At 65.6% G+C, this 21,440-nt stretch carries 16 protein-coding genes and 1 tRNA gene; 7 read left to right on the forward strand and 10 right to left on the reverse strand.

Annotation, left to right across the window (positions count from 1 at the left end; translation table 11 throughout):
• Positions 1 to 47: 47 nt before the first annotated feature.
• From ADBZ9O_RS25340 to relB, 3 genes are read left to right on the forward strand one after another with little or no spacing between them, the layout of a single operon-like run.
• Entirely contained in the window at positions 48 to 227 is a 180-nt protein-coding gene (locus ADBZ9O_RS25340; protein WP_526525806.1) for a hypothetical protein, read from the forward strand.
• A gap of 46 nt (positions 228 to 273) precedes the next feature.
• On the forward strand, positions 274 to 624 hold the full coding sequence (locus tag ADBZ9O_RS25345; RefSeq protein WP_526525808.1) for a type II toxin-antitoxin system RelE/ParE family toxin: 351 nt from the start codon (positions 274 to 276) through the stop codon (positions 622 to 624).
• Positions 621 to 950, forward strand: coding sequence for a type II toxin-antitoxin system RelB family anti-toxin (gene relB / locus ADBZ9O_RS25350; protein WP_526525809.1), 330 nt, complete (start codon positions 621 to 623; stop codon positions 948 to 950). The genes ADBZ9O_RS25345 and relB overlap by 4 nt, the downstream gene beginning before the upstream one ends.
• Before the next feature lie 97 nt (positions 951 to 1,047).
• Here the strand turns inward: relB and ADBZ9O_RS25355 are convergent, their stop codons facing one another.
• The 8 genes from ADBZ9O_RS25355 to ADBZ9O_RS25390 form a co-directional block, all read right to left on the reverse strand.
• Positions 1,048 to 2,787 (reverse strand): DUF2326 domain-containing protein, encoded by a 1,740-nt coding sequence (locus ADBZ9O_RS25355; protein ID WP_526525811.1) that lies wholly within the window; start codon positions 2,785 to 2,787, stop codon positions 1,048 to 1,050.
• Positions 2,784 to 2,975 (reverse strand): ABC-three component system middle component 6, encoded by a 192-nt coding sequence (locus tag ADBZ9O_RS25360; protein WP_526533480.1) that lies wholly within the window; start codon positions 2,973 to 2,975, stop codon positions 2,784 to 2,786. The genes ADBZ9O_RS25355 and ADBZ9O_RS25360 overlap by 4 nt, the downstream gene beginning before the upstream one ends.
• 35 nt (positions 2,976 to 3,010) lie before the next feature.
• Positions 3,011 to 3,712: a hypothetical protein gene (locus ADBZ9O_RS25365; protein ID WP_526525813.1), complete on the reverse strand. Its 702-nt coding sequence runs from the start codon at positions 3,710 to 3,712 to the stop codon at positions 3,011 to 3,013.
• A 553-nt stretch (positions 3,713 to 4,265) separates the two neighbouring features.
• Positions 4,266 to 4,339, reverse strand: a tRNA-Met gene (locus ADBZ9O_RS25370).
• 144 nt (positions 4,340 to 4,483) lie between these two features.
• Positions 4,484 to 5,869: an FAD-binding oxidoreductase gene (locus ADBZ9O_RS25375; protein ID WP_526525815.1), complete on the reverse strand. Its 1,386-nt coding sequence runs from the start codon at positions 5,867 to 5,869 to the stop codon at positions 4,484 to 4,486.
• Positions 5,870 to 5,957: 88 nt separating this feature from the next.
• Entirely contained in the window at positions 5,958 to 9,383 is a 3,426-nt protein-coding gene (locus tag ADBZ9O_RS25380; protein WP_526525817.1) for an ATP-binding protein, read from the reverse strand.
• A 7-nt stretch (positions 9,384 to 9,390) separates the two neighbouring features.
• A complete protein-coding gene (locus tag ADBZ9O_RS25385; protein WP_526525819.1) occupies positions 9,391 to 12,390 on the reverse strand; it encodes a UPF0182 family membrane protein in 3,000 nt (999 codons plus the stop codon).
• A gap of 138 nt (positions 12,391 to 12,528) precedes the next feature.
• Positions 12,529 to 13,551 (reverse strand): YlbL family protein, encoded by a 1,023-nt coding sequence (locus tag ADBZ9O_RS25390; RefSeq protein WP_526525821.1) that lies wholly within the window; start codon positions 13,549 to 13,551, stop codon positions 12,529 to 12,531.
• Positions 13,552 to 13,669: 118 nt separating this feature from the next.
• Here ADBZ9O_RS25390 and ADBZ9O_RS25395 point away from each other — a divergent pair, with 118 nt between their 5' ends.
• The 4 genes from ADBZ9O_RS25395 to ADBZ9O_RS25410 all read left to right on the forward strand — a co-directional run bounded on the left by ADBZ9O_RS25395 (position 13,670) and on the right by ADBZ9O_RS25410 (position 18,490).
• Positions 13,670 to 15,073 carry a zinc-dependent metalloprotease gene (locus ADBZ9O_RS25395; protein WP_526525822.1) on the forward strand — a complete coding sequence of 468 codons (1,404 nt, stop codon included), beginning with the start codon at positions 13,670 to 13,672 and terminating at the stop codon, positions 15,071 to 15,073.
• A gap of 66 nt (positions 15,074 to 15,139) precedes the next feature.
• Positions 15,140 to 15,970 (forward strand): bacteriocin biosynthesis cyclodehydratase domain-containing protein, encoded by an 831-nt coding sequence (locus tag ADBZ9O_RS25400; RefSeq protein WP_526533482.1) that lies wholly within the window; start codon positions 15,140 to 15,142, stop codon positions 15,968 to 15,970.
• Between the two features lie 54 nt (positions 15,971 to 16,024).
• Positions 16,025 to 17,356 carry a macrolide-binding ATPase MABP-1 gene (locus ADBZ9O_RS25405; protein WP_526533484.1) on the forward strand — a complete coding sequence of 444 codons (1,332 nt, stop codon included), beginning with the start codon at positions 16,025 to 16,027 and terminating at the stop codon, positions 17,354 to 17,356.
• 114 nt (positions 17,357 to 17,470) lie between these two features.
• A complete protein-coding gene (locus ADBZ9O_RS25410; RefSeq protein WP_526525824.1) occupies positions 17,471 to 18,490 on the forward strand; it encodes an EamA family transporter in 1,020 nt (339 codons plus the stop codon).
• A 6-nt stretch (positions 18,491 to 18,496) separates the two neighbouring features.
• Here the strand turns inward: ADBZ9O_RS25410 and ADBZ9O_RS25415 are convergent, their stop codons facing one another.
• Complete coding sequence (locus tag ADBZ9O_RS25415; protein ID WP_526525826.1) at positions 18,497 to 18,766, reverse strand: WhiB family transcriptional regulator; 270 nt, start codon at positions 18,764 to 18,766, stop codon at positions 18,497 to 18,499.
• A 490-nt stretch (positions 18,767 to 19,256) separates the two neighbouring features.
• Positions 19,257 to 21,365, reverse strand: coding sequence for a UvrD-helicase domain-containing protein (locus tag ADBZ9O_RS25420; RefSeq protein WP_526533486.1), 2,109 nt, complete (start codon positions 21,363 to 21,365; stop codon positions 19,257 to 19,259).
• Positions 21,366 to 21,440: the final 75 nt, after the last annotated feature.

Consider the following 21,440-nt stretch of genomic DNA (forward strand, 5'->3'; position numbering starts at 1 on the left):
CCGCGCAACACCTTTCACGATCTGCGGCACTCATATGCCACCGGTGCGTGCGGGCCGGGGTCAGTCCGAAGATCGTCAGCGAGCGTATCGGTCACGCCAACGTCGGGTTCTTCTTGGAGACCTATGCACACGTGCTCGGTAACGACGACCGCGAGGAGGCTGAACAGGCGGCGTCGTTCCTGTTGGGCGATGCCTGGGAGCCGGACTCCGACGACACCCCGAGTTGACCTCGTTCGTCCGACGGACCTTGCAAATAACTCTGGAGTTATATTAATGTCGATACCGTCGTGGGACGTGATCCTGCTGGAGGAGGTCGAACGATGGTACTTCTCGCTCGACAAGGATGCGATGGCCGCCGTGACCGGGGCGATCGATCTGTTGGAGCTGGAGGGCCCCACGCTAGGTCGGCCGACAGTGGACAAAGTGAGCGGTTCGAAGTCTCACAGCATGAAGGAGCTGCGGCCTGCAGGCTCCAGCATCCGGGTCCTGTTCATCTTCGACCCGCAACGACAGGCGATCCTGCTACTCGGCGGCGACAAGGCCGGGAGTTGGAAAACTTGGTATGACAAGAACATTCAGGTCGCCGAACGGCGATACGAGAACTGGCTGGCAGAAGGTGAGTGACCATGGCACGCAACTGGCGTGAGATCCGCGCCGACGCCGTGGCCCAGGGTCGCGTCGACCCGGCCCGTGCTGACGCGGCACGCAAGGAGATGCGCGATGCGGTCCAGGCGCAACGCCTCGCGGACATCCGGAAGGCTCATGGTCACGCCCGGCAGGCTGACGTCGCCGCGTTGATGGGAGTCTCTCAGGCGCGCGTGTCGAAGCTGGAGAGTGGCGATCTATCGCACACAGAGCTCGGCACGCTGCAGTCGTATGTGGCAGCACTGGGCGGGAGCCTGCGAGTTATCGCCGATTTTGGCACCTCCCATGTCAGCCTTATTGACTGAAACTAGGTTTTTCCTACTTCAGCCAGTGCGAGTGCCACCGCTTGTTCTTCCCCGGAGTCTCGCCCGGTAGGCATCGAAGGCTACGACGCAGTCACAGTCAGACTCGCACTCCAAGCAACCCACCTGATTCTTCGGCGTCCGTCAGGAGGACAACACGGTTCGCAGCGATGTCGAGTCCGACCCTATCCATCTCGTTAGGAGTCAGATCGTCCGAGTTTGCAGTCAGGAAGTACTGATAGCCGAACTTCTCCGCACTTTCTGCGGCAAGTGCCATTGCAGACGCGGTCTGACGCTCGTCAACACCATCAAACAGGACGCTGTCATGTGCAAGAAAGCCGCATCCAGACTTTCGCGCCGCCCAAGCTTCGGTGATCGCAAGATCATAGGCAAATATGCCGACTTTGCCAGTCCCCGTTGAACCTTCGCGAGGAACCTTCACAGTGAACCGATAGCCTGCATCCCCCACATCTACAAGTAGAAATGCTTCGTTGCCATACAAAGTCTCAAAAGCCTCAGAGAATCTGCTTAGGACCCCTTCGTAGCTTGGTTGCCGTTCCTCTAGATCAAGCTCGACCCTGTCCGCAAGCTCAAGCGTTTCCGCCTTCAGCGCCGACTTGCCGCGCCGAATGTCCTGGATGGTCTCGATGCGCGTGGAAAGCTCGGTCACCGAAGCCGAGAGCGCACCTAGCTTCTTTTGCATCTCCGCGTAATCCTCAAGCGCGCCATGGGATTCGAGCATACGAAGATCGTCACGTCGTCGCTGTTCCAAGTTCTGAAGTTCCTGATTACGCCGGTCTTGGACACTGTTGAGTCGTCTGATCTCAGATTCGAGGTAATGCCGACGGTTCTTTGTAACTGACGCGTGGAAGTCCCTAGTCTGCTTCAGCGTGCTCCGTAAACCATCAGGAAACACAACTCCGACCTCATTGAACAGCGTTTCGACCCTCGCCTGGTCCGCGTCCGTAGATTCCGCCGAAGCCTGCTCGAGGTAGAGGTCAATCTCTCGTGCAGTGATTAAGACCTGATTTGAGAGGTTTCGCATCTCGGCTGCGGCGTCGTTCGCTCGTGTCTCTACCTCCCTGTATTCGGGAAGCACACGAAACTCTCGAACATCCTCATCGAGGCGGTGGAGCTGGCTCGTCTCGCGGGCTCGGCGCGCTTGCAGTTCAGCCAATTCCTGGCCGAGCTCCTCTACATCCGCACCCGAGAGAGCCTTGAGCGTCTTCTCGCGGTCCTTCAAGCGCTGCCACTCGACCGCGTACTCCCAATTCAGACCCAATAGGAACGCGTTCTCGGCCTGCACTTGTACAGGAGGCTGGCTTCCAAACGTCTTGAACGGACTGTTGTAAGCCTCATCTCGGAAGCGCAGAAAGTGACGCATGAGACTTCGAAACGTCGGTGCGTTGGGCACCCGGTCTGCGCGTAGTGGCAGTCCGAAGCTCCTGTCCCCGAGCCAGTCGGACCACTCGCCGGAACCGAGTACCGCGGTCACGGTGTCAGGCTTGTCCGTCAACCCGAGCGTGTAGACGCCATCGCCTGAAACGTCGACTTCTGAAGTATCGATGCCTCGGGTCACGGCAAGCGCGTGACCCGCAATCTCTACATCCAGAGTGAATTCCCACTCGCTCCCTCGAAGCTTGTACAGGGAGTCACCCTCGATTACTCGCCCACCCAGGCAGTAATCGATGATCTGGAGAAGAGTGGTCTTGCCCACACCATTTCGGGAGTCCGTTGCAGATGATTTATCGGTGCGGTCGGCTAGGACCAGGTTCAGTCCCGACTTGAACGTGACAGCTTTGAAGGACTCCTTGTTGCTCGTCAGGCGGATCAACCTCATGCGCGCCACCGGAGTAGGCCACGACGGAAATCCACAGCGCCGAGTGCGTGAAGAACCGTGAGCGAATCTACGAAGCTTGCAAAGGACAAATCTTCGTTCTCAGATCGAGCGCGAGCCCACAAGTCGCTGACCGTCTGGGTCTCACGACGGCAATCGAGGACCGCCGCTGCTTGGCCGATCAAGGACATGCTGAGCGGGACATATTTAGTAGGCAGCAGGTCAGTCACGGTGCCTCGAATACATCACAGATCTCGAAGAGATGGCTCAACACCGCCAAAGCGGCGGCCTGATAATCCCAGCGTAGTGCAACATCAGAACCGGCGGGAGGGTCCGGAGTGGCGCTCTCGACCATCTGGAGGAAGAGCGAATCGCCGGCGAGGCCAGCATCGCGATGCTTGTTGTACATCGCGATGAAACCTTGGCGGAGTCGCCGTGGAAACTCACGGTCGAGCTTCGCCGAATAGATCGCGAGGTACTCCGCCACCTGTGGCGCCTGCATCAAACCGGTGGTCAGGCGGGACGCCACTCGGTCGGTCAGACCGTTCGCATCCATCTTGTCTCGGATCTCAAATGAGATCATCGCAGTGCTATCAATGGCTTTCTCGGTGTCGACCAGGTATCGACATACGATCTCGAGCTCGGCGAACTCGATCGACTTCATCCGGTCGGCAAGTCGCTCATTGACCCACGCTTCGTGGTTACTCTTCCACCCTCGGAGCTCGTCGGACGTATAGGAATTCGCCTGAACGTCAACGACGCCATGATGGTGCCGGCACAGCAACACCAAGTTGTCATAGCCGTCGAGGTCACCTTCATATGGCTCGGCGCCGCGCGGACCATCGACCGACGAACCGACGATGTGAGCTATGTGGCCGACTACCTGTCTCGGATCCGCCAAAGTCTCCGGTTCGACGATGGGGTGCACACAGCCGGGGAACGCGCACCGGTTGGCGGCCAGCGTGAAGAGAATCTTGAGGTCGCGTTCTTTGTAGTTGCGACTACTCTTCTTCCTTTTTCCTTCGCTGTCTTGGCCACTTGTCGTAACTGAAGCTGCCTTCTCTGTAATCTCGTCGCCCCCTCCCCTCGAAACGTCTGGCCTGAACTGTATCGCCCAGGTCCCACAAGAACTGAGAAGATGAAGGCCAGCGGGTCAGTTTGCGCCTGTACGTCCGACCAACCGCGGTGTCCCGCGGCTCTCCGGCTCGGCAATTAAACTGCATCATCGCCGCCGAAGGTAGAACGACTTGGTTCTGCGTCCCGGACAGGCTACTGGCAACGATCACCGAACATCCACCGCCGACGATCCTGGACACCGGAAACATCTTGATGCGAGGCCGCAGACCTCATCGTCGTTACTTCGTCGAACTTGGCAGCTAGCGCCTTCGCGATACTCGTTAGCACTGCGACTGTTCCCAAAAGTGTTCCCAAACGGCATGAAAATGGCCCCCGGAGTCTCCTCCGAGGGCCATTTTGCCTAGTAGCGGGGACAGGATTCGAACCTGCGACCTCTGGGTTATGAGCCCAGCGAGCTACCGAGCTGCTCCACCCCGCGACGGGTAAACACAAGGTTACTGGTCAGTCGCTGAGGCACCAAATCGGGTGCTCAGAGGCTTTTTTACCCTCGCGAGCGCGCATCGCTGTACGCGTTGAACCTGGAATGCGTACCAGAATGTGCGCTCGCGGGCAGGAACGGTGTTCACATGGGGTAGCGCGCCACCTGGCCGACCCGCAGGACCCCGGCAGGGTCATACCGCTCCGCCAGGGCCGCCAGCCAGTACAGCGTGTCCTCGTCGTAGCAGCGGGCCAGCCGGGCCGGATCAGCCGAGGCCGCGAAGTTCGGCAGCTGTCCCCCGGTCGACCACGGTGCCAGCGCCTGGACCACCGCCGCCGCGTGCGCGGGCACCATCTCGGCGATCGGGGGCACCAGCGCGCCGATCGTCGTGACCGTGAAGGCCGCGTCGCGGTGGCAGAACGCACTGCGGTGTCTGGCCGGGCGGGTCAGCGCGCCACCGAGCATCCGCAGCTCGACGATCGTCTGCACCGACCCCGACTCGGGTCCTGCCACGGCCAGCAGCGCCTCGACGGCGTCGGGGGTGAGTTCCCGCAGCAGGGCATGGTCCTCGTGCACCGGCATCGGATTGGGCGGGTCGGCATGCACCGCAGCGATCGCCGCGTACGGCAGCACGGTGACGGCGTCGATCAGCGGGGTGGCCGCCGCGCGCATCGGGGCGAGCAGCCGCGCCCCCTCAAACGCGCTGCCGAGTGCCACGTAGCGCACCGCCACGGTGAACCGGCCCGCTAGCGGTGGCGGCACATCGGGCAGCTCGGGCAGCTGAAGGAACGCGATCGAGGTGCTGACCGACTCGGGCAGCCCCGCACACCACTGCTGAAACGCCCGCAGCACCACCGCAGCCGACGATCCGTCGAAATACAGTGCACCACCGTAGAATTCGGTGATCGGCAGCAGTTCGATCTCCACTGCGGTGACGATGCCCAGCGTCGCCTTGGCGCCCCGCAATCCCCAGAACAGATCGCTGTGTTGCTCAGGGGTCACCCGCAGTACCTCACCGGCGCCGGTGACCAGTTCGAAGGCCAGCACGTAGTCCGACGACAGTCCGATGCTGCGCACCAGTGGACCGATACCGCCGCCGGTCAGGAAACCCACCACGCCCACACTCGGCGCGGAACCGCAGGCAGGTGCCAGACCGTGCGGGGTGGCGGCGTCGAGCACGTGCTGCCAGGTGGCCCCGGCCCCGACGCGGGCGGTGCGGCTGCGTGGATCGACGACGACTGCGGTCAGCTCACCGGTGTGCACCAGGATGCTGTCGCTTCCGACCGGCAGGGCGCCGTGGCCGGTGGCCTGCACCGCCACGGTGAGCCCGCGCTCGGCGGCGAAGCGGACGGTCTCGTCGACATCGCGTGCGCTGGAGGCGAACACCGCTGCACACGGGGCGACGGGCACCGCCACATTCCACGGCATGATGCGCTGATAGTCGGGATCGGCCGGTAGCGCGACGACACCGCCGATCCGGGGCGCCAAGGCGGCGGCGAGATCGTCATCGGTGACGGGGGCGATGCTCATGGAGGGTCCTTCCCTGGTTGGTTGAACACCACTGTGAGCCTCGGTCCTTGGTGACCCCTTGGCGTCGCCACACCAAGAAATCTCCAAGTCAGGCCAGGGCCCTGGCTGCGGCGGCCACACCGCGCATGCCGATGCGTTCGGCCTCTTCGGCTACCGCTGCGGCCGCGGCGCTGTCGCCGTCCAACTCGGCGCGTAGCAGCCGGCAGCGCAGCAGCGCCGGGACGCCGCCGTTGCGCTCGGCGATCGCCTCAGCGTCGGCGATCCGTTCGCGCGCGCGATCGTCCTGCCCGAGTAGCGCGTACAACCTGGCGATGGCCAACGGGACCGGGCCGGCGATACCGACCTGGCCGATCATCGCGATGCGGTCGGCGAACGGCTCAAGCTCGTCGAGCAAGCCCGGCGCGAACTCGACCAACCCGTGATCGGCGCACAGGTGTGCGCGCAGCGCGGCAAAGCCCAAGCTGGTCCAGATGTGCGGCAGACCGGACCCACGGGATAACACGCCTGCGGCCTCGGCACGCGCGTCCGGTCCGGTCTGGACGGTCAGCAGCGCGGCCCGCGCCACGTCGACCATGCCCTCTCCCCCGCTGTCCAGCTCGGCCCCGAGAACCGATGCAGCATCGACGGTTTCGCCCTTCTCGCGGAGCAGGGCCGTCGCGGCGATCATGCCGCTGCCCGCCCCGTAAAGCTCGGTCTGCTCATGCACCTTCACCGCGATGCCGTGGTGGCGCTCGGCTTCGGCAAAATCGCCGCGCCACACCGCCAGAACAGCTTCCATCCATCGCAATTGGGCACGCACCACCGGAAGCCGCAGCTGTTCGCTGCCTTCGATACCGGCCCGCAGATGCCGATCGGTGGCCTCGGCATCGCCGAGATCCATCGCCGCCATCGTCGCGACCGAGTGCGCGATCACCGTGTCTTCACGAATTCGACTGTGCTGCAACATCATCAGCGCGTCGACCCAACCCAGTATGTCGGCACTGCGTTGTGCCACCCCGGAATAGGTGATGATCTTGCCGACCAACGCGTCGGCGATGACGTCGACATCTCCGGTTTGGTCGGCAAGGTCGGCGGACCTGTCGAGAAGCCCGGCGGTGACCGCGGGATCGGGGTGATAACAGTTCCCCACGGCCAGCGCCGCGTGCACCCGGGCACCCGCGGCCGGATCGTCGTCGCACAACTGCGCGGCGCGGTTGAGCAGCGCGAGCAGCTCGGAGGGATCAGCACCCGGCGCCAGCCACGGCCAGCTGCCACTGACCCTCAGCAGCGCGGCCGCCACCCGCCCCGCGGTGGCCGCCCGGCCGGCGCGAAACGCCTCAGCCAATGCGGTGGAGGCACTGTCGACGACCGTCTGCCCGCGACCGGCGCGACCGAGCGCTTCCAGCAGCTCCACGGTCAGACCGTCGCGTTCGACGCTGTCGCGCTCGGCGGCCGGCAACTGGTCGTAGGCGTCGAGGGCCGCCTGCCACCAGCGCGCGGCGATATCGGAGCTCCACTGCTCGGTGGCATGCTCGGCAGCCAACCGGCAGGCGGCGACCACCGCCGCGGGCTCCACCAACGGCAGGGCGGCGATCAGGTGCTGCGCGCGACGGCTGATCGCGTCGTGAGAGTTGTTGTCCACCAACGTGTCCGCCACCGTGGCGTGCAGCCGCTGCCGACGCAGCGCGGGCAGCATCGCCAACAGGTGCGCGCGCAGCAGACCGTGCGCGAACTCGTAACCCGCGCTGTCGTGCGCCGATACCAGGATCCGCGCATCGGCGGCGTCGTCGAGGTAATCAGCCAACGTCTCCAGGTCGAGCCTGGTGGTTGCGGCGAGCAATCCGAACGCTGACGCGTCGAGGGTGTCACCGATCACCGCGGCAGCCCGAAGTACCTGCAGGACTGCCGGATCGACGCCGGCCAACCTGCGATCGAGGACTGATTTGATCGCCGAGGGGATATCGCCGGCGCTGCGCTCTTCGCGGGGCAGCCGGGCGTATTCGGAGACAAAGAACGGGTTACCGCCGGTGCGGTCGGCGAGGATCGTTGCCTCGGCATCGGTGAGTTCGTCGCGCGGGTCCTCGGCGACCTCATTGGCCAAGGCGGTCACCTCACTGAGGCTCAGCGCGGGAACATCGATGCGCCGGTTGCGATCTCCGCGCGCGACGGTCCCGAGCAGTCGGGTCAGCTCCGCGCTGTGGTCACCGTCGCGCACCGTGACGATCATCGCAACGGGGTGCTCACGCAGCGCACCGGCGATATAGGCCAGGCAACTCGCCGAGGTCGGATCGGCCCATTGCGCGTCATCGATCACCACCGCCAACGGTGCTTCGGCCTGCCCAACGCTCTGCAGCAGCACGTGAATGCGTTCATAGACCAAAAATCTGGCGGTATCGGGATCGGCATCCGCCGGCACCTCCAGCACCGCGTCGGCGTCGGCACCGAGCGCGCGCAGCAGTTGGCGCATCGGCCACCACGGCGGGGTACCCCGCTCGTCGGGGCAGTTCACCCAGACCATCCGACCGCCTCCAGCAGCCACCCTGCCCGCCGCCTCCTCGGCGAGTCTCGTCTTCCCGATCCCGGGTGGGCCCGTGAGCACCACCCAGCCGGTGGCCCCGGCCGCCGCACCGTCGAGAACCTTTGACAGCATGGCCAATTCGCGATCACGACCGATCAGCCGACGACGCGATGCGGTGACAGGTTGCTCCGGGGCGGGGGCGACGGTGGCGGGTGAGGACAGGTCATCGGCCCCGGTCCAGGCCGGGGAGCGCGGCCAAGCGGCCAGCTCCGGGGACTGCCGCAGGATGGCGGTCTGCAGGTCACGCAATTCGGTGCCGGGCTCCAGACCGAGTTCGGCGTCGAGGTGGGCGGCGTGTGTGGCATAGGCGTCCAGCGCTTCGGGTCCCCGCCCGGTCCGGTACAGCGCCAGCATCAGTAACCAGCAGGCCCGGTCACGCAGCTGATCATCCGCACGCAGCCGGACCGCATCCGCCAGGGCTTCGGCACTACGGCCCAGCGCCAGCAGCGCGGTGACACGATTCTCCCGGCACTCGGCGCGCAGCTCCTCGACACCGGCCGATTCCCGCCTGACCCAGTCCTCGTCGCGCAGGTCCTCCAGCAGCGGTCCCCGCCACAACGCCAAGGCAGCGTCCGTCGCGGCCAGTGCGTCGCGCCACCCGCCCGCGGTGATCGCCGCCCGCGCGGCGACACAGTGCTCGGTGAAGGCGATCAGGTCGACCACATCGGCCGTCGAGGCGGCCAGGTAGTACCCCGGCGACTGACGCACGATGGGCGATGCCGCCCCGGTATCGGACCGTAAAGCCTTGCGTAGGTTGGAGATATAGGCCTGCAGGCTCGCGGTCGCACTACCGGGCACCTCGTCGCCCCAGACCGCGTCGATCAGGCGGTCCGTGGAGACCACCCTGCCCTGGGCCAGCAGCAGCGCCGCCAGTACCGCGCGCTGTTTGGGCGGACCGATATCCACCGCCGCAGCGCCCTGGGTCACCTGCAGCGGGCCCAGCAACCGGTAGTGCACCGGCGTACTACTTGGCGGTGCGGTACGCGTTCATGGCATCGTCGAGGCGCTGCAGAGCTTCGCCGTACTGCGCGAAGTTGCCGCTGGTCTGAGCGGCCTGCATGCCGTCAAGAGCCTGCTGCACCTCTTGCAGCGCTGCGGCTTTCGCCGTGGACAGCTGCACACTGGCCCCGGGCACCTGAGGCACGGCGACCGGAGTCGGCACCTCTGGTGAATTCGCGGCAGGCGGTGGCGGCGTTCCCGGCGTTGCGGCAGGCACCTGGGCGGCCGGTGGCGAACCGACCACTGGCGCCGGACCCGTCGCGGCGGCGCCCGCACCGGCACCGAAGATGCCGTCGAGTGCGTCGCGCACGGTAGGTCCGTAGCCGATCTTGTCGCCGTACTGCATGGCCACGCGGATCAGTCGGGGATAAGACGACGCGGCGTCACTGGCCCCCGGCGATGCGTACACCGGTGCCACGTAGAGCAGACCGCCTTGACCAACCGGCAGGGTCAGCAGGTTGCCCCACCTGATGCGGTTCTGGTTATCACGGCCGATCACACCGAGGTCCTGGCTGACCGCGGTATCGGTACTGATCGCGTTGAACGCCAGCTTGGGTCCGTTGACCTGATTCGGGATGGTCAGCACCGTGATCTTGCCGTAGGTGGCCGGATCGGAACTGGCGCTGATATAGGCCGCCAGGAAGTCGCGCCGGAACCGGTTCATCGCGGTGGTCAGCTGGAACGCTGCCGAATTATTGTTCTGCGCAAGATCTTTGGCGACGATGTAATACGGCGGTTGGTAGCTCGACGCGGTCGGGTTCGGGTCGAGCGGGACATCCCAGAAGTCCGAGGTGGAGAAGAACGTCACCGGGTCGTCGACGTGGTACTTGGCCAGCAGTGCGCGCTGGACCTTGAACAGATCCTCCGGGTAGCGCAGGTGCTGGGCCAGGTCCGGGCTGATATCCGACTTGGGTTTGACGGTGCCGGGGAAGACGCTCATCCAGGCCTTCAGTACCGGATCGCTTTCGTCCTGGGCATAGAGCGTGACGGTGCCGTCGTAGGCGTCAACGGTGGCCTTCACCGAGTTGCGGATATAGGACACCTGCTTGTCCGGCAGCAACCGGTTGGCCGCGATCTCGTTGGAGTCGGCCGTCGCGCTCGACAACGACGTCAGCTGCGAATACGGGTAGTTGTCCAACGTGGTGTAACCGTCGACGATCCACACCATCTTCTTGTTGACGATGGCCGGATAAACACCGTTGTCGGTGTCCAACCACGGGGCCACCGCCTTGACGCGTTCGGCCGGGTCACGATTGAACAGGATCTTGCTGTTGGGCCCGATCACATTCGAGAACAGGAAGTTACGCTCGGCGAACTTGGCAGCGAATACGCTGCGCGACAACCAGTTTCCGACCGGAACGCCACCACTGCCCTGATAGGTGTAGTTCTTGGTGTCGGTGTTGGTCTCGTAGTCGTATTCGCGGTCGGTGCCGTTGCTACCGACGATCGCGTAGTCCTGCGCGGAGGCGGCGATGATCGGACCGTAGTAGATGCGGGGTTGATCCAGCGGTGCCGGCCCTGGTGAGACGACGGTGCCGTTGGCCCCGACCACACTCGCCAGGAACTCGGGATAGCCGCCGTTTTGATTGGGGTCGTTGGCGATCCCGCGCACCGTGTTGGCCGGTGACGCGATGAACCCGTTGCCGTGGGTGTAGACGGTGTGCCGGTTGATCCAGTCCCGCTGATTGTCGATCAACCGATCGGGGTTGAGTTCCCTGGCGGCGACCACGAAGTCACGCAGATTGCCGTCAGCGCCGGTGTAGCGATCCATGGCCAACTGGTCGGGGAAGCTGTAGAAGTTCTTGCCCTGCTGGAACTGGGTGAAGGCCGGTCCGACGATGGTGGGGTCAAGCAGCCGGATATTGGAGATGGTGGAACGGTCCGACGCGACCTGCTGCGGAGACGTCGGCGTGTCACCGCTGTAATCCCGATACGTCACCGACTCATTGGTCAGTCCGTAGGCCTCTCGGGTGGCGGTGATACTTCGACTGATGTACTCGCTTTCCTTCTGCGCCGCGTTGGGCTTGACGCTGATCTGCTCGACCACCAGCGGCCAGCCCGCACCGACGATCAGCGAGCTCAGCAGCAGCAGCACCAGACCGATGGCCGGAATCCGCAAGTCCCGCAACACCAGTGCCGAGAACACCGCAGCCGCACAGATCAACGCAATCGCCAGCAGAATCAGCTTGGCCGGCAGCACCGCGTTGATATCGGTGTAACCGGCACCGGTGAAGGGCTTACCGCCCCTGGTGTGGCTGAGCAGCTCGAATCGGTCCAACCAGTAGGCGACCGCTTTGAGCAGCACCAGGATTCCGACCAGAGTGACCAGCTGGATGCGGGCCGCGCGGCTCAGGGCGCCGCTACGCCCGGCCAGCCGGATACCACCGAAGATGTAGTGCCCGATCAGGTTTGCGATCAGCGCCAGGAAGATCGCGACGAACATGTAGGACAGCAGCAGCCGATAGAACGGCAGGTCGAAGGCATAGAAGCCCAGATCCTTGCCGAACTGCGGGTCGGTGATCCCGAAGTCGCCGCCGTGCAAGAACAACTGGATCTGCACCCAGCTGCTTTGGCCGATGATCCCGGCGAAAAAGCCGACCACGACCGGGATGCCGATCCCGACCAGCCGCAGCCGCGACACCACGGCCGTGCGGTACCGCGCGACAGGATCGTTGGGGCCGTTGGCCGGGACGAACACCGGCCGCGAGCGGTAGGCCAACGCCATCCCGGCGAAGACGACGACGCCCACCAACAACCCGGTCACCAAGAACACCACGATCTGGGTGAACAGCTTGGTGGTGAACACCGAGCGGTAGCCGAGCTCGCCGAACCACAGCCAGTCGACGTATGTGTCCACCAACCTCGGGCCGACCAGGAGGAGGATCACGACAGCTAGTGCCATCGCGATCAAAACCCGGCTACGCCGTGTCAGCTTTGGCATCCTCGCGGCGGGCCGCATCCCCACGTTCAAACTCCTGGTCGTCGTGTTCGGTTGGACGTCTCTAGTCAGTTCGGACTACATGCGCACGCCGCGGGCGGCTCACACTGCCCTATTGCGGCCTAACTGTACGCAAACAACTTCAGGCGACGGTCGAGCCCGTGATCAGCACTTGGGTGGTTCGCCACCAGCTGAAAGGGTCTTGAGGGCGTCGACAGCCGCATTCAGGTCGCCGACTTTGACCAATTCCAGACCGTCTTGCCCCCCGGATCTGGCCTCGTCGCAGTTTTCGGCGGGAACCAGGAAGATCGACGCTCCGGCGTCGTGCGCGGCCTCCATCTTGTGGGTGATCCCGCCGATCGGACCGACCTTGCCGTCGTCGTCGATGGTGCCGGTACCGGCCACGAACTTGCCGTCATTGAGGTCACCGGTGGTGAGCTTGTCGATGACCGCCAGGCTGAACATCAACCCTGCCGACGGTCCGCCGATATTGGCCAGGTTGAAGTCGATCTTGAACGGCGCCCAGGGCGCGTTGAGCACCGAAACCCCCAGGTAGCCGTACTCGCGGTCGGGATTGGAGCCCAAGGTGATGGTGGCGACGCCTGCCGGTGCGTTCTTGCGCCGGTAATCGATGACGATGTCCTGGCCGGCCTTGGTCTTCTTGAGCAGGGTGGTGAATTCTTCGACGTTGGATACCGGTGTGCCGTTGACCGCGTCGATCGCGTCGCCGTCCTGCAACTTGCCAGCCGACGGCCCCGGGTCGGCGACGTTGGCCACGGTCACCGCGGGCGCGTATTTCAGATAGCCCAGTGCGGCGTACTCGGCGCTGTCCTCGGACTGTTTGAAATCGGCGTCATTGGCCTTGTCGACCTCGTCACGCGACTTGTCCGGCGGATACACCAGGTCGCGGGGAATCAGCTGCTCGCTGCCCGACATCCACAAGGTCAGCGCCTGGCCCAGGGTCAGCTCGTCACGTTGGGAGACCGTCGTCATGTTCAGGTTGCCCGACGTCGGTTTGGTGGGGGTGCCCTCGATGTTCACCACCGGTTTGCCGTCGAAGTCGCCCAACGTGTTGAAGGTCGGGCCCGGCCCCAACGAGACGAAGGGCACCGTCACCACGGCGAGAAGCACGCCGAAGGCGACAATCGGCACGAGCGCCACCAGCAGCGTCAGAATCCGCCTGTTCACGCCGCCAAGACTAGGGCAAGCCCTTCCCTGCCCCGAGAACAGCGGGTTGTACCCGGTTTCCCTGACAGCGTGACCGGGCATCGCACACCGAGCGGCCGTCATGAGTACCGTTGAGGTCATGGCTGACCTGCCCTTTGGCTTCTCCTCCGGCGGAGACCCCGACCCCGATAAGCACAAAAAGGATGAATCCGGCTCCGGCTCGGGTTCTGGCCCGAACCCTGGCGACCCGTTCGGCTTCGGTGCCGGCGGTGGCAACTTCGATATGGGCGACCTCGGCCAGATCTTCACCAAGCTGGGGCAGATGTTCAGCGGCGCCGGCGGTGCGATGGGCGGCGGCGCGCAATCCGGACCGGTGAATTACGACCTGGCGCGCCAACTCGCTTCGAGCTCAATCGGTTTCGTGGCACCCATTCCGGAGAGCACCACCTCGGCGATCTCTGATGCGGTCCGACTCGCCGAAACCTGGCTCGACGGCGCGACCGCACTGCCCGCGGGCACCACCAAAGCGGTCGCGTGGACGCCGAACGACTGGATCGACAACACCCTGGACACCTGGAAGCGGCTCTGCGATCCGGTGGCCGAACAGATCTCCTCGGTGTGGGCCTCGGCCCTGCCCGAAGAAGCCAAGAGCATGGCCGGCCCGCTGCTGTCGATGATCTCGCAGATGGGCGGGATGGCGTTCGGCTCGCAACTCGGCCAGGCCCTGGGCCGGCTGTCCAAAGAGGTGCTGACCTCCACCGATGTCGGGCTGCCCTTGGGCCCCAAAGGTGTTGCCGCCCTGATGCCCGATGCCATCGAGGAGCTCTCGAATGGTCTTGAGCTGCCCCGCGCCGAAATCCTGACGTTCCTGGCCGCCCGCGAGGCCGCCCACCACCGGCTGTTCAGCCACGTGCCGTGGTTGTCCAGCCAGCTGATGAACACCGTCGAGTCCTATGCCAAGGGCATGCAGATCGATATGAGCGGTATGGAGGAGCTGGCCCAAGGGTTCAACCCGGCGGCGCTGACCGATCCGGCGGCGATGGAACAGCTGCTCAGCCAGGGCATGTTCGAACCGAAGGCCACCCCGGAGCAGACCGCCGCCCTTGAGCGGCTGGAGACGCTGCTGGCCCTGATCGAAGGGTGGGTCCAAACGGTGGTGACCTCGGCTCTGGGCGAACGCATCCCCGGCGCAGGCGCGTTGAGTGAGACGCTGCGCCGACGCCGTGCCACCGGCGGACCCGCCGAGCAGACCTTCGCCACCCTGGTCGGCCTGGAGCTGCGGCCACGCAAGCTGCGTGAAGCCGCCACCCTGTGGGAGCGGCTCACCGAAGCCGCGGGCATCGACGCCCGTGACGGGGTGTGGCAGCACCCCGACCTGCTGCCCGATTCGACCGACCTCGACGACTCGGCCGCCTTCATCGACCGCATCATCGGTGGCGACACCAGCGGTATCGAAGAGGCGCTGGCCGACTTCGAAAAGGACTTCGAGAACAACGTGCAGGACGATCCGGAGAAGCCCAAAGATCCCCCTGTGGATAGCTGACCGCGGGCGGCCCCGCCGCCGTGACACAGTCGGCGGGTGACGGGGCAACTCAGCCTGGACCCGGCGATGCCGGTGCTGGTACGACCCGACGGGGCCGTGCAAGTGGGCTGGGATCCGCGCCGGGCGGTGCTGGTTCGCCCGCCGCACGGGATGACCGCCGCCGCGCTCGCCGCGGTGCTGCGCCTGATGCAAACCAATGCCGGCGCCGACGACCTGGTCCGTGAGGCCGGTCGGCACGGCCCCATCGATGCCGGCGAATTCACCCGACTGCTCGACGCACTCGTGGTCGCGGGGGTGGCCAGCTCAGCACCGACGCGCCCGACCGGCCGGGCGGCGTCGATCCGCATTCACGGTCGGGGCCCGCTATCTGACCTGCTCGTCGACGCGTTGCGCTGCTCGGGCGCTCGGATCCGGCACAGCAGCCAACCGCATGCCGCGGTGCGGGCCGAGGGCACCGATCTGGTGGTGCTCTCGGATTTCCTGGTCGCCGAACCGAGAATGGTCCGCGATCTGCACGACGCCGGCATCCCGCACCTGCTGGTGCGTGTCCGCGACGGCGCCGGGCTGGTGGGCCCGCTGGTGATTCCCGGGGTGACCAGTTGTCTGGGCTGTGCTGATCTGCACCGCAGCGACCGGGACGCGGCGTGGCCCGCCGTGGCGGCGCAGCTGCGCGATACCGTCGGGACCGCCGATCGGGCCACCATGTTGGCCACCGCTGCCCTGGCACTGACTCAGGTCGACACCGTGATCAGAGCCGTGCGGGGCACCGCAGGAACCGTCGGCAGCGGCGCGCGACTGCCAACACCGTCGACGCTGTCGACCACCCTGGAATTCGATGTCGGCGCCGGTTCGATCGTGGCCCGCCGCTGGCCACGGCACCCGCGGTGCCGGTGTTGAGCGCCTGTTGAGCCCCGATGTTGCCAGCATCCTGTGAGTGCCCGGCGGCGGGTGGTGGATGATGGTGTGGTGGCTGATATCAAGCGCGGCGGCTTGGCGCGCAATGCGAAGCTGGCGTCGTTGCCAGTGGGGTTCGCCGGACGCGCTGCGCTGGGGTTCGGCAAGCGCCTGACCGGCATGTCTCGCGACGAGGTGAACGCCGAGATGATGGAGAAAGCGGCCAATCAGCTGTTCTCCGTCCTCGGTGAGCTCAAGGGCGGCGCGATGAAGGTCGGCCAGGCCCTGTCGGTGATGGAGGCGGCCATTCCCGAGGAGTTCGGGGAGCCCTACCGCGAAGCGCTGACCAAGCTGCAGAAGGACGCGCCACCGATGCCGGTGGCCAAGGTGCACCGGGTACTCGACGCCCAACTGGGTACCAAATGGCGCGATCGGTTCGCCTCCTTCGACGACAAGCCCGTCGCATCGGCCAGCATCGGGCAGGTGCACAAGGCGATCTGGTCCGACGGTCGCGAAGTTGCCGTCAAGATCCAGTACCCCGGCGCCGACGAAGCATTGCGCGCGGACCTGAAGACCATGCAGCGCATGGTGAGCATCTTCAAACAGCTCTCCCCCGGTGCGGATATCGAAGGCGTGGTCAGCGAACTGATCGAACGCACCGAGATGGAGCTGGACTACCGGCTTGAGGCCGATAACCAGCGGGCGTTCGCGGCGGCCTACAAGGGGCATCCGCACTTCGTCGTCCCCGCGGTGGTGGCCAGCGCACCCAAGGTGGTGGTCGCCGAGTGGATCGACGGCATCCCGCTGGCCGAGATCATCCGCAACGGTACCCAAGAGCAACGAGATCTCATGGGGTACAGGCTTTTTGAGCTCACTGACGATGCGCCTCGACGGTTGGAGATGATGCACGGCGACGCGCATCCCGGCAACTTCATGCTGATGCCCGGCGACAAGATGGGCGTCATCGATTTCGGGGCGGTCGCTCCTCTGCCCGGCGGGATGCCCGTCGAACTGGGCTCGATGCTGCGCTACGCCGTGGACAGGAATTACGACAAGCTGTTGCCGACGATGGAGCGGATCGGCTTCATTCAGAAGGGGCAGCAGGTCTCCACCGTCGAGATCGACGACATGCTGCAGCAGTATGTGCAGCCGCTCGAAGTCGAGGTTTTCCATTACAGCCGCAAGTGGCTGCAGAAGATGACCGCGATCAATTTCGACCGGGCCGCTGGCCAACTCAAGACGGCCAGGCAGATGGACATCCCACCCAAGCTGGCCATCCCGATGCGGGTCATCGCCTCGATCGTGGCGATCTCGTGTCAGCTCGACGCGCATGTGCCGGTCCGCGGGATCGCCGTTGACCTGGTGCCTGGCTTCGCCAATCCCGTCTGACGAGGCAGGGCCGCGAGAGCGGTAATCTGCCTCGACCGCAAATCTCGTCCATGTGACGGCAGCGCTGCCGTTCGGTCATCCCATCAGCCTTGGCATGTCGTGAGGTAGGACCCTGTGCAGCGCCACCAGCCGACCAATGTCCGCGGCTGGGCCGCAGGCGCAGCGTCCATGCTTGCCTACGGCTCGATGGCCGTGGTCGCGGTGTTCGCCTTCAACAGCGGTGCCACCCCAGCTGTTCTGCTCACCATTCGTGGGGTGTTCGCCATCCTGGCCATCGGCGCCATCTGGCTCCTGACCGGGCGGGCCCGCCGCGTGCCGTGGCGGGCGGCCCTCGGCCTGGTCGCCGTCTGCGGCATTGTGTTCGGCGCGCAGATGGTGGTGTTCTTCATTGCCGTGCAGCGCGGCGGGGTGCAAGTGCCGGTGGTCGTCGTCAACGTGTGCCCGCTGATCGTCATCGGACTGGTCTGGCTGCGCGATCGCACGCCAGTACCGCTGACGCTGATCGCCCTGACACTCGTCACGGTAGGCGGGTTGGTGCTGGTCAGCGGCGCGGGAGGCAGCGCCGCGTCCCTGTCGGTGGTGGCAATGAGCCTGCTCAGCGCTACGGGCTACGCGATCTATCTGGTCTTGAGCGAGCGCTGGGTGCACGACGTCGGGACCGTGGCGGCCGCGGGTTTGGTGATGATCGGTTCCACCGCGACCGTCGCGGTGTTCGCCGTCGCCAGCGGCGACAGCTTCGCGGTGTCGGCGCTCGCCTGGCACACTGCGATCCTGCAAGGGCTGGTCCTGACCCCGGTCGGCATGGGCGGCGCCCTGTACGCGGTACGCAGCTTGGGTTCGGTCCCGCTGAGCCTGCTGGGCGCACTGGAGCCGGTCATCGGAATCACCCTGGCGGCGCTGCTTCTGCACGAGTGGCTGGCGCCCGCGCAGTGGATCGGGGTGGTCATCATCGTGGTGGCCTGCGGGGCGGTGCCGTTGGTCACCCGAAGGCGATCAACGACCCCGCCCGCTCCCCTACCGCTGATCACCGGGGTCTCCGCCGGTGAGACGGCGATCCCCGACGAGCGGTTCGAGGAACGCCATCCACCGGCACACGACCATCCGACCACCGACGACACGGCCTCACGCATCTAGGCCTGTCTACGCGGCGACCGCATCCTTACGCGGGCGACCACGCGGCCGTTTCCGCGCGACGATCGTGCCGCGGTCGAAGATCTCCCCGCCCCACACGCCCCACGGCTCCTGCCGGTCCAGCGCCGCCGCCAGGCACTGCCGACGGATCGGGCACCCCTCGCAGAGCACCTTGGCCCGCTGCAGGTCACCGGGGTTCTCGGCGAACCACAGGTCGGGCTCACCCTCATGGCACGGCAGCACCAGCAGCACTTCTTCGCGGACTGTCAGGGCTGACATGTCCTTCACCTCTTCCAGGTCTCGTGGCTTTCGTCTTCCAAGAGATCCGGGACCTGGTGTTCGAGGTTTGCCTCGAAAAACACTATGGCCACGGATCCGGGTGACTTCGGGTCCGTGGCCAGTTGGCTTTTTCGCGGGCTGTTAGGTGGAGCCCCGATTCACGGACGCGTCAGTCGCGGTGGCAGTGCGGCGCTTACGCTGCGGCGTAATAGCGGCGGCTGCCCAGACGGCGGCATGGGCCGTCTGACCCGCATGCGGGTTGGCAGGTGCCGGATGAGCTGCGGCGCCGATATTCATCGGCGCGACACGGAGGAACCCAGCGCTGTATGCCAACCCGGTAACGGATACGACTTGGTTAGTGATCACAGTGAGCTCCTCCTTTCCTGCCTCGTTCTGACGCGACCATCATTGGTGCGGGTTTCAGGTTAACGGCTGACCCTTTGAGCGACAAGCAATTTTCTGACCTGCAGTTTTATTGATGGACCGGGGGTCAGCTGCGGCCACGGACCAGATCGAGGACATCGGCGCCGTACTGCTCGAGCTTGCGGGCCCCGATACCGGGGATCGCGACGAGTGCAGCCTCGTCTGCCGGCATCAGTTCCGCGATCGCGATCAGCGTGTTATCGGTGAACACCACATAGGCAGGCACCTTGAGCTCCTTGGACGTCCGCAACCGCCAATCCTTGAGCTGAACCAGGAGTTCGTCGTCGATCTCGGAGGAACACGTTTCGCAGCGCCGCAGCATCACCGCCGCCGGGGTGGTGAGCTGGCTGTTACAGACCCGGCAGCGCGACGCCGGGCCGCGCTGCCTGCGCGGTTTACTGGGGCTGGCGTCGGCGGCATCGGTCTGCGGTGCGATGCCATTGAGGAACCGTGACGGTTTGCGGGTCTGCCGCCCGCCGGGGGTGCGCGACAGGGCCCAACTGAGGGCCAAATGCACACGCGCCCTTGTTACTCCGACGTACAGCAGCCGCCGTTCCTCTTCCACCGGCTCGCTATCGGCACCTTTGGACAGGGCATGCGAAATCGGCAGGGTGCCGTCGGCCAACCCGACCAGGAAGACCGCATCCCACTCCAGTCCCTTGGCCGCGTGCAGCGACGCCAGAGTCACCCCCTGCACCACCGGTGGATGACGTGAGTCGGCCCGCACCCGTAGCTCGGCGACCAACGCGGGCAGCTCCAATTCCGGGCGTGCCGCAACTTCTTCGTCGACGAGCTCGGCCAGGGCGGTCAGCGTCTCCCAACGCTCCCTGGCCTTGGTGCCGGTCGGTTCCTCGGCGGTCAGGCCCAACGGTTCGAGGAGCTCACGGACCGCGTCGGGCAGGCCACCTTCCGGGATCTGCGGGGATCGCTCCGCAGCCCGCTGCATCGCCAGCAGCGCCTGCCGAATTTCCTGGCGGCTGAAAAAGCCCTCCCCGCCGCGAACCTGGAAGGCGATACCCGCCCCGGTCAGCGCCTCCTCGTAGACCTCGGACTGCGCGTTGATCCGGTACAGCACAGCGATTTCCGCGGCCGGGGTGCCCGCCTGGATGAGTTTCTTGATCGAGCGGGCCACCGCGGTGGCCTCGGCCACCTCGTCGGGGTGTTCGGAGAAGGTCGGCACCGGCCCCGGTTCACGCTGGCCGATCAGGTGCAGCTTGCTACCGGCCACCCGACCGCGGGCCGCGGCGATGACGCGGTTGGCCAGCGACACCACCTGCGGGGTGGAGCGGTAGTCCCGTTCGAGGCGGACCATGGCCGCGTCGGGGAACCGCCGGGTGAAGTCGAGCAGAAACCGCGGGGTGGCGCCGGTGAAGGAGTAGATGGTCTGGTTGGCGTCGCCGACGACGGTGAGGTCATCTCGATTGCCCAGCCACGCCGACAGCACCCGCTCCTGCAGCGGCGTGACGTCCTGGTATTCGTCGACCACGAAGCAGCGGTACCGGTCGCGGAATTCCTCGGCGACGGCGGCGTCGTTCTCGATGGCTGCCGCCGTGTGCAGCAGCAGATCGTCAAAGTCGAGCAGCGTGACCTCAGCGCGGGCCTTCTGACGCTCGTAACCCGCGTACACCGCGGCGACCCTGGCCGCGTCGAGCGGGATGTCCCGGCCCGCCTCGGCTACCGCGGCCGGGTACTGCTCGGGGGTGATCAACGAGGCCTTGGCCCATTCGATTTCACTGGCAAGGTCACGGACGTCGTCGGTACTGACCTGGAGTTTGGCCCGGTTCGCGGCCTGGGCGACGACGGCGAACTTACTGTCGAGCAGTTGCCAGCCGGTGGTGCCGACGACCCGCGGCCAGAAATACGACAACTGCCGCCGGGCGGCGGCGTGGAACGTCAGGGCCTGCACCGCACCCACCCGGGCACCGGCGTCCGACGCGGCGTCGATACCGCGCAGCCGGCTGCGCATCTCGCCCGCCGCCCGGGAGGTGAACGTCACGGCCAGCACCTGCCCGGCCGATACGTGGCCTTCCCCGACGAGGTGGGCGATGCGGTGGGTGATGGTGCGCGTCTTACCGGTTCCGGCGCCGGCCAGCACGCACACCGGGCCACGCGCGGCCAGCACCGCTTCGCGCTGTTCGTCGTCGAGGCCGGCGATCAGAGCGGTATCGGTCGGCATGGCGTTCATCATCGCAGGGATGGGCGACAAGACCCGTGCGAGACGCACGTCGGCCACCATCGGGCAAGATTGATG

This window comes from Mycobacterium sp., from assembly GCF_965229105.1.
Classification (GTDB): domain Bacteria; phylum Actinomycetota; class Actinomycetes; order Mycobacteriales; family Mycobacteriaceae; genus Mycobacterium.

Excerpts from the sequence above, each read along its gene's own strand:
- ADBZ9O_RS25345 (WP_526525808.1), top strand. The coding sequence starts at position 274 with ATGTCGATACCGTCGTGGGACGTGATCCTGCTGGAGGAGGTCGAACGA.
- ADBZ9O_RS25355 (WP_526525811.1), bottom strand. The coding sequence starts at position 2,787 with ATGAGGTTGATCCGCCTGACGAGCAACAAGGAGTCCTTCAAAGCTGTC.
- ADBZ9O_RS25360 (WP_526533480.1), bottom strand. The coding sequence starts at position 2,975 with ATGTCCTTGATCGGCCAAGCAGCGGCGGTCCTCGATTGCCGTCGTGAG.
- ADBZ9O_RS25375 (WP_526525815.1), bottom strand. The coding sequence starts at position 5,869 with ATGAGCATCGCCCCCGTCACCGATGACGATCTCGCCGCCGCCTTGGCG.
- ADBZ9O_RS25395 (WP_526525822.1), top strand. The coding sequence starts at position 13,670 with ATGGCTGACCTGCCCTTTGGCTTCTCCTCCGGCGGAGACCCCGACCCC.
- ADBZ9O_RS25400 (WP_526533482.1), top strand. The coding sequence starts at position 15,140 with ATGCCGGTGCTGGTACGACCCGACGGGGCCGTGCAAGTGGGCTGGGAT.
- ADBZ9O_RS25415 (WP_526525826.1), bottom strand. The coding sequence starts at position 18,766 with ATGTCAGCCCTGACAGTCCGCGAAGAAGTGCTGCTGGTGCTGCCGTGC.
- ADBZ9O_RS25420 (WP_526533486.1), bottom strand. The coding sequence starts at position 21,365 with ATGCCGACCGATACCGCTCTGATCGCCGGCCTCGACGACGAACAGCGC.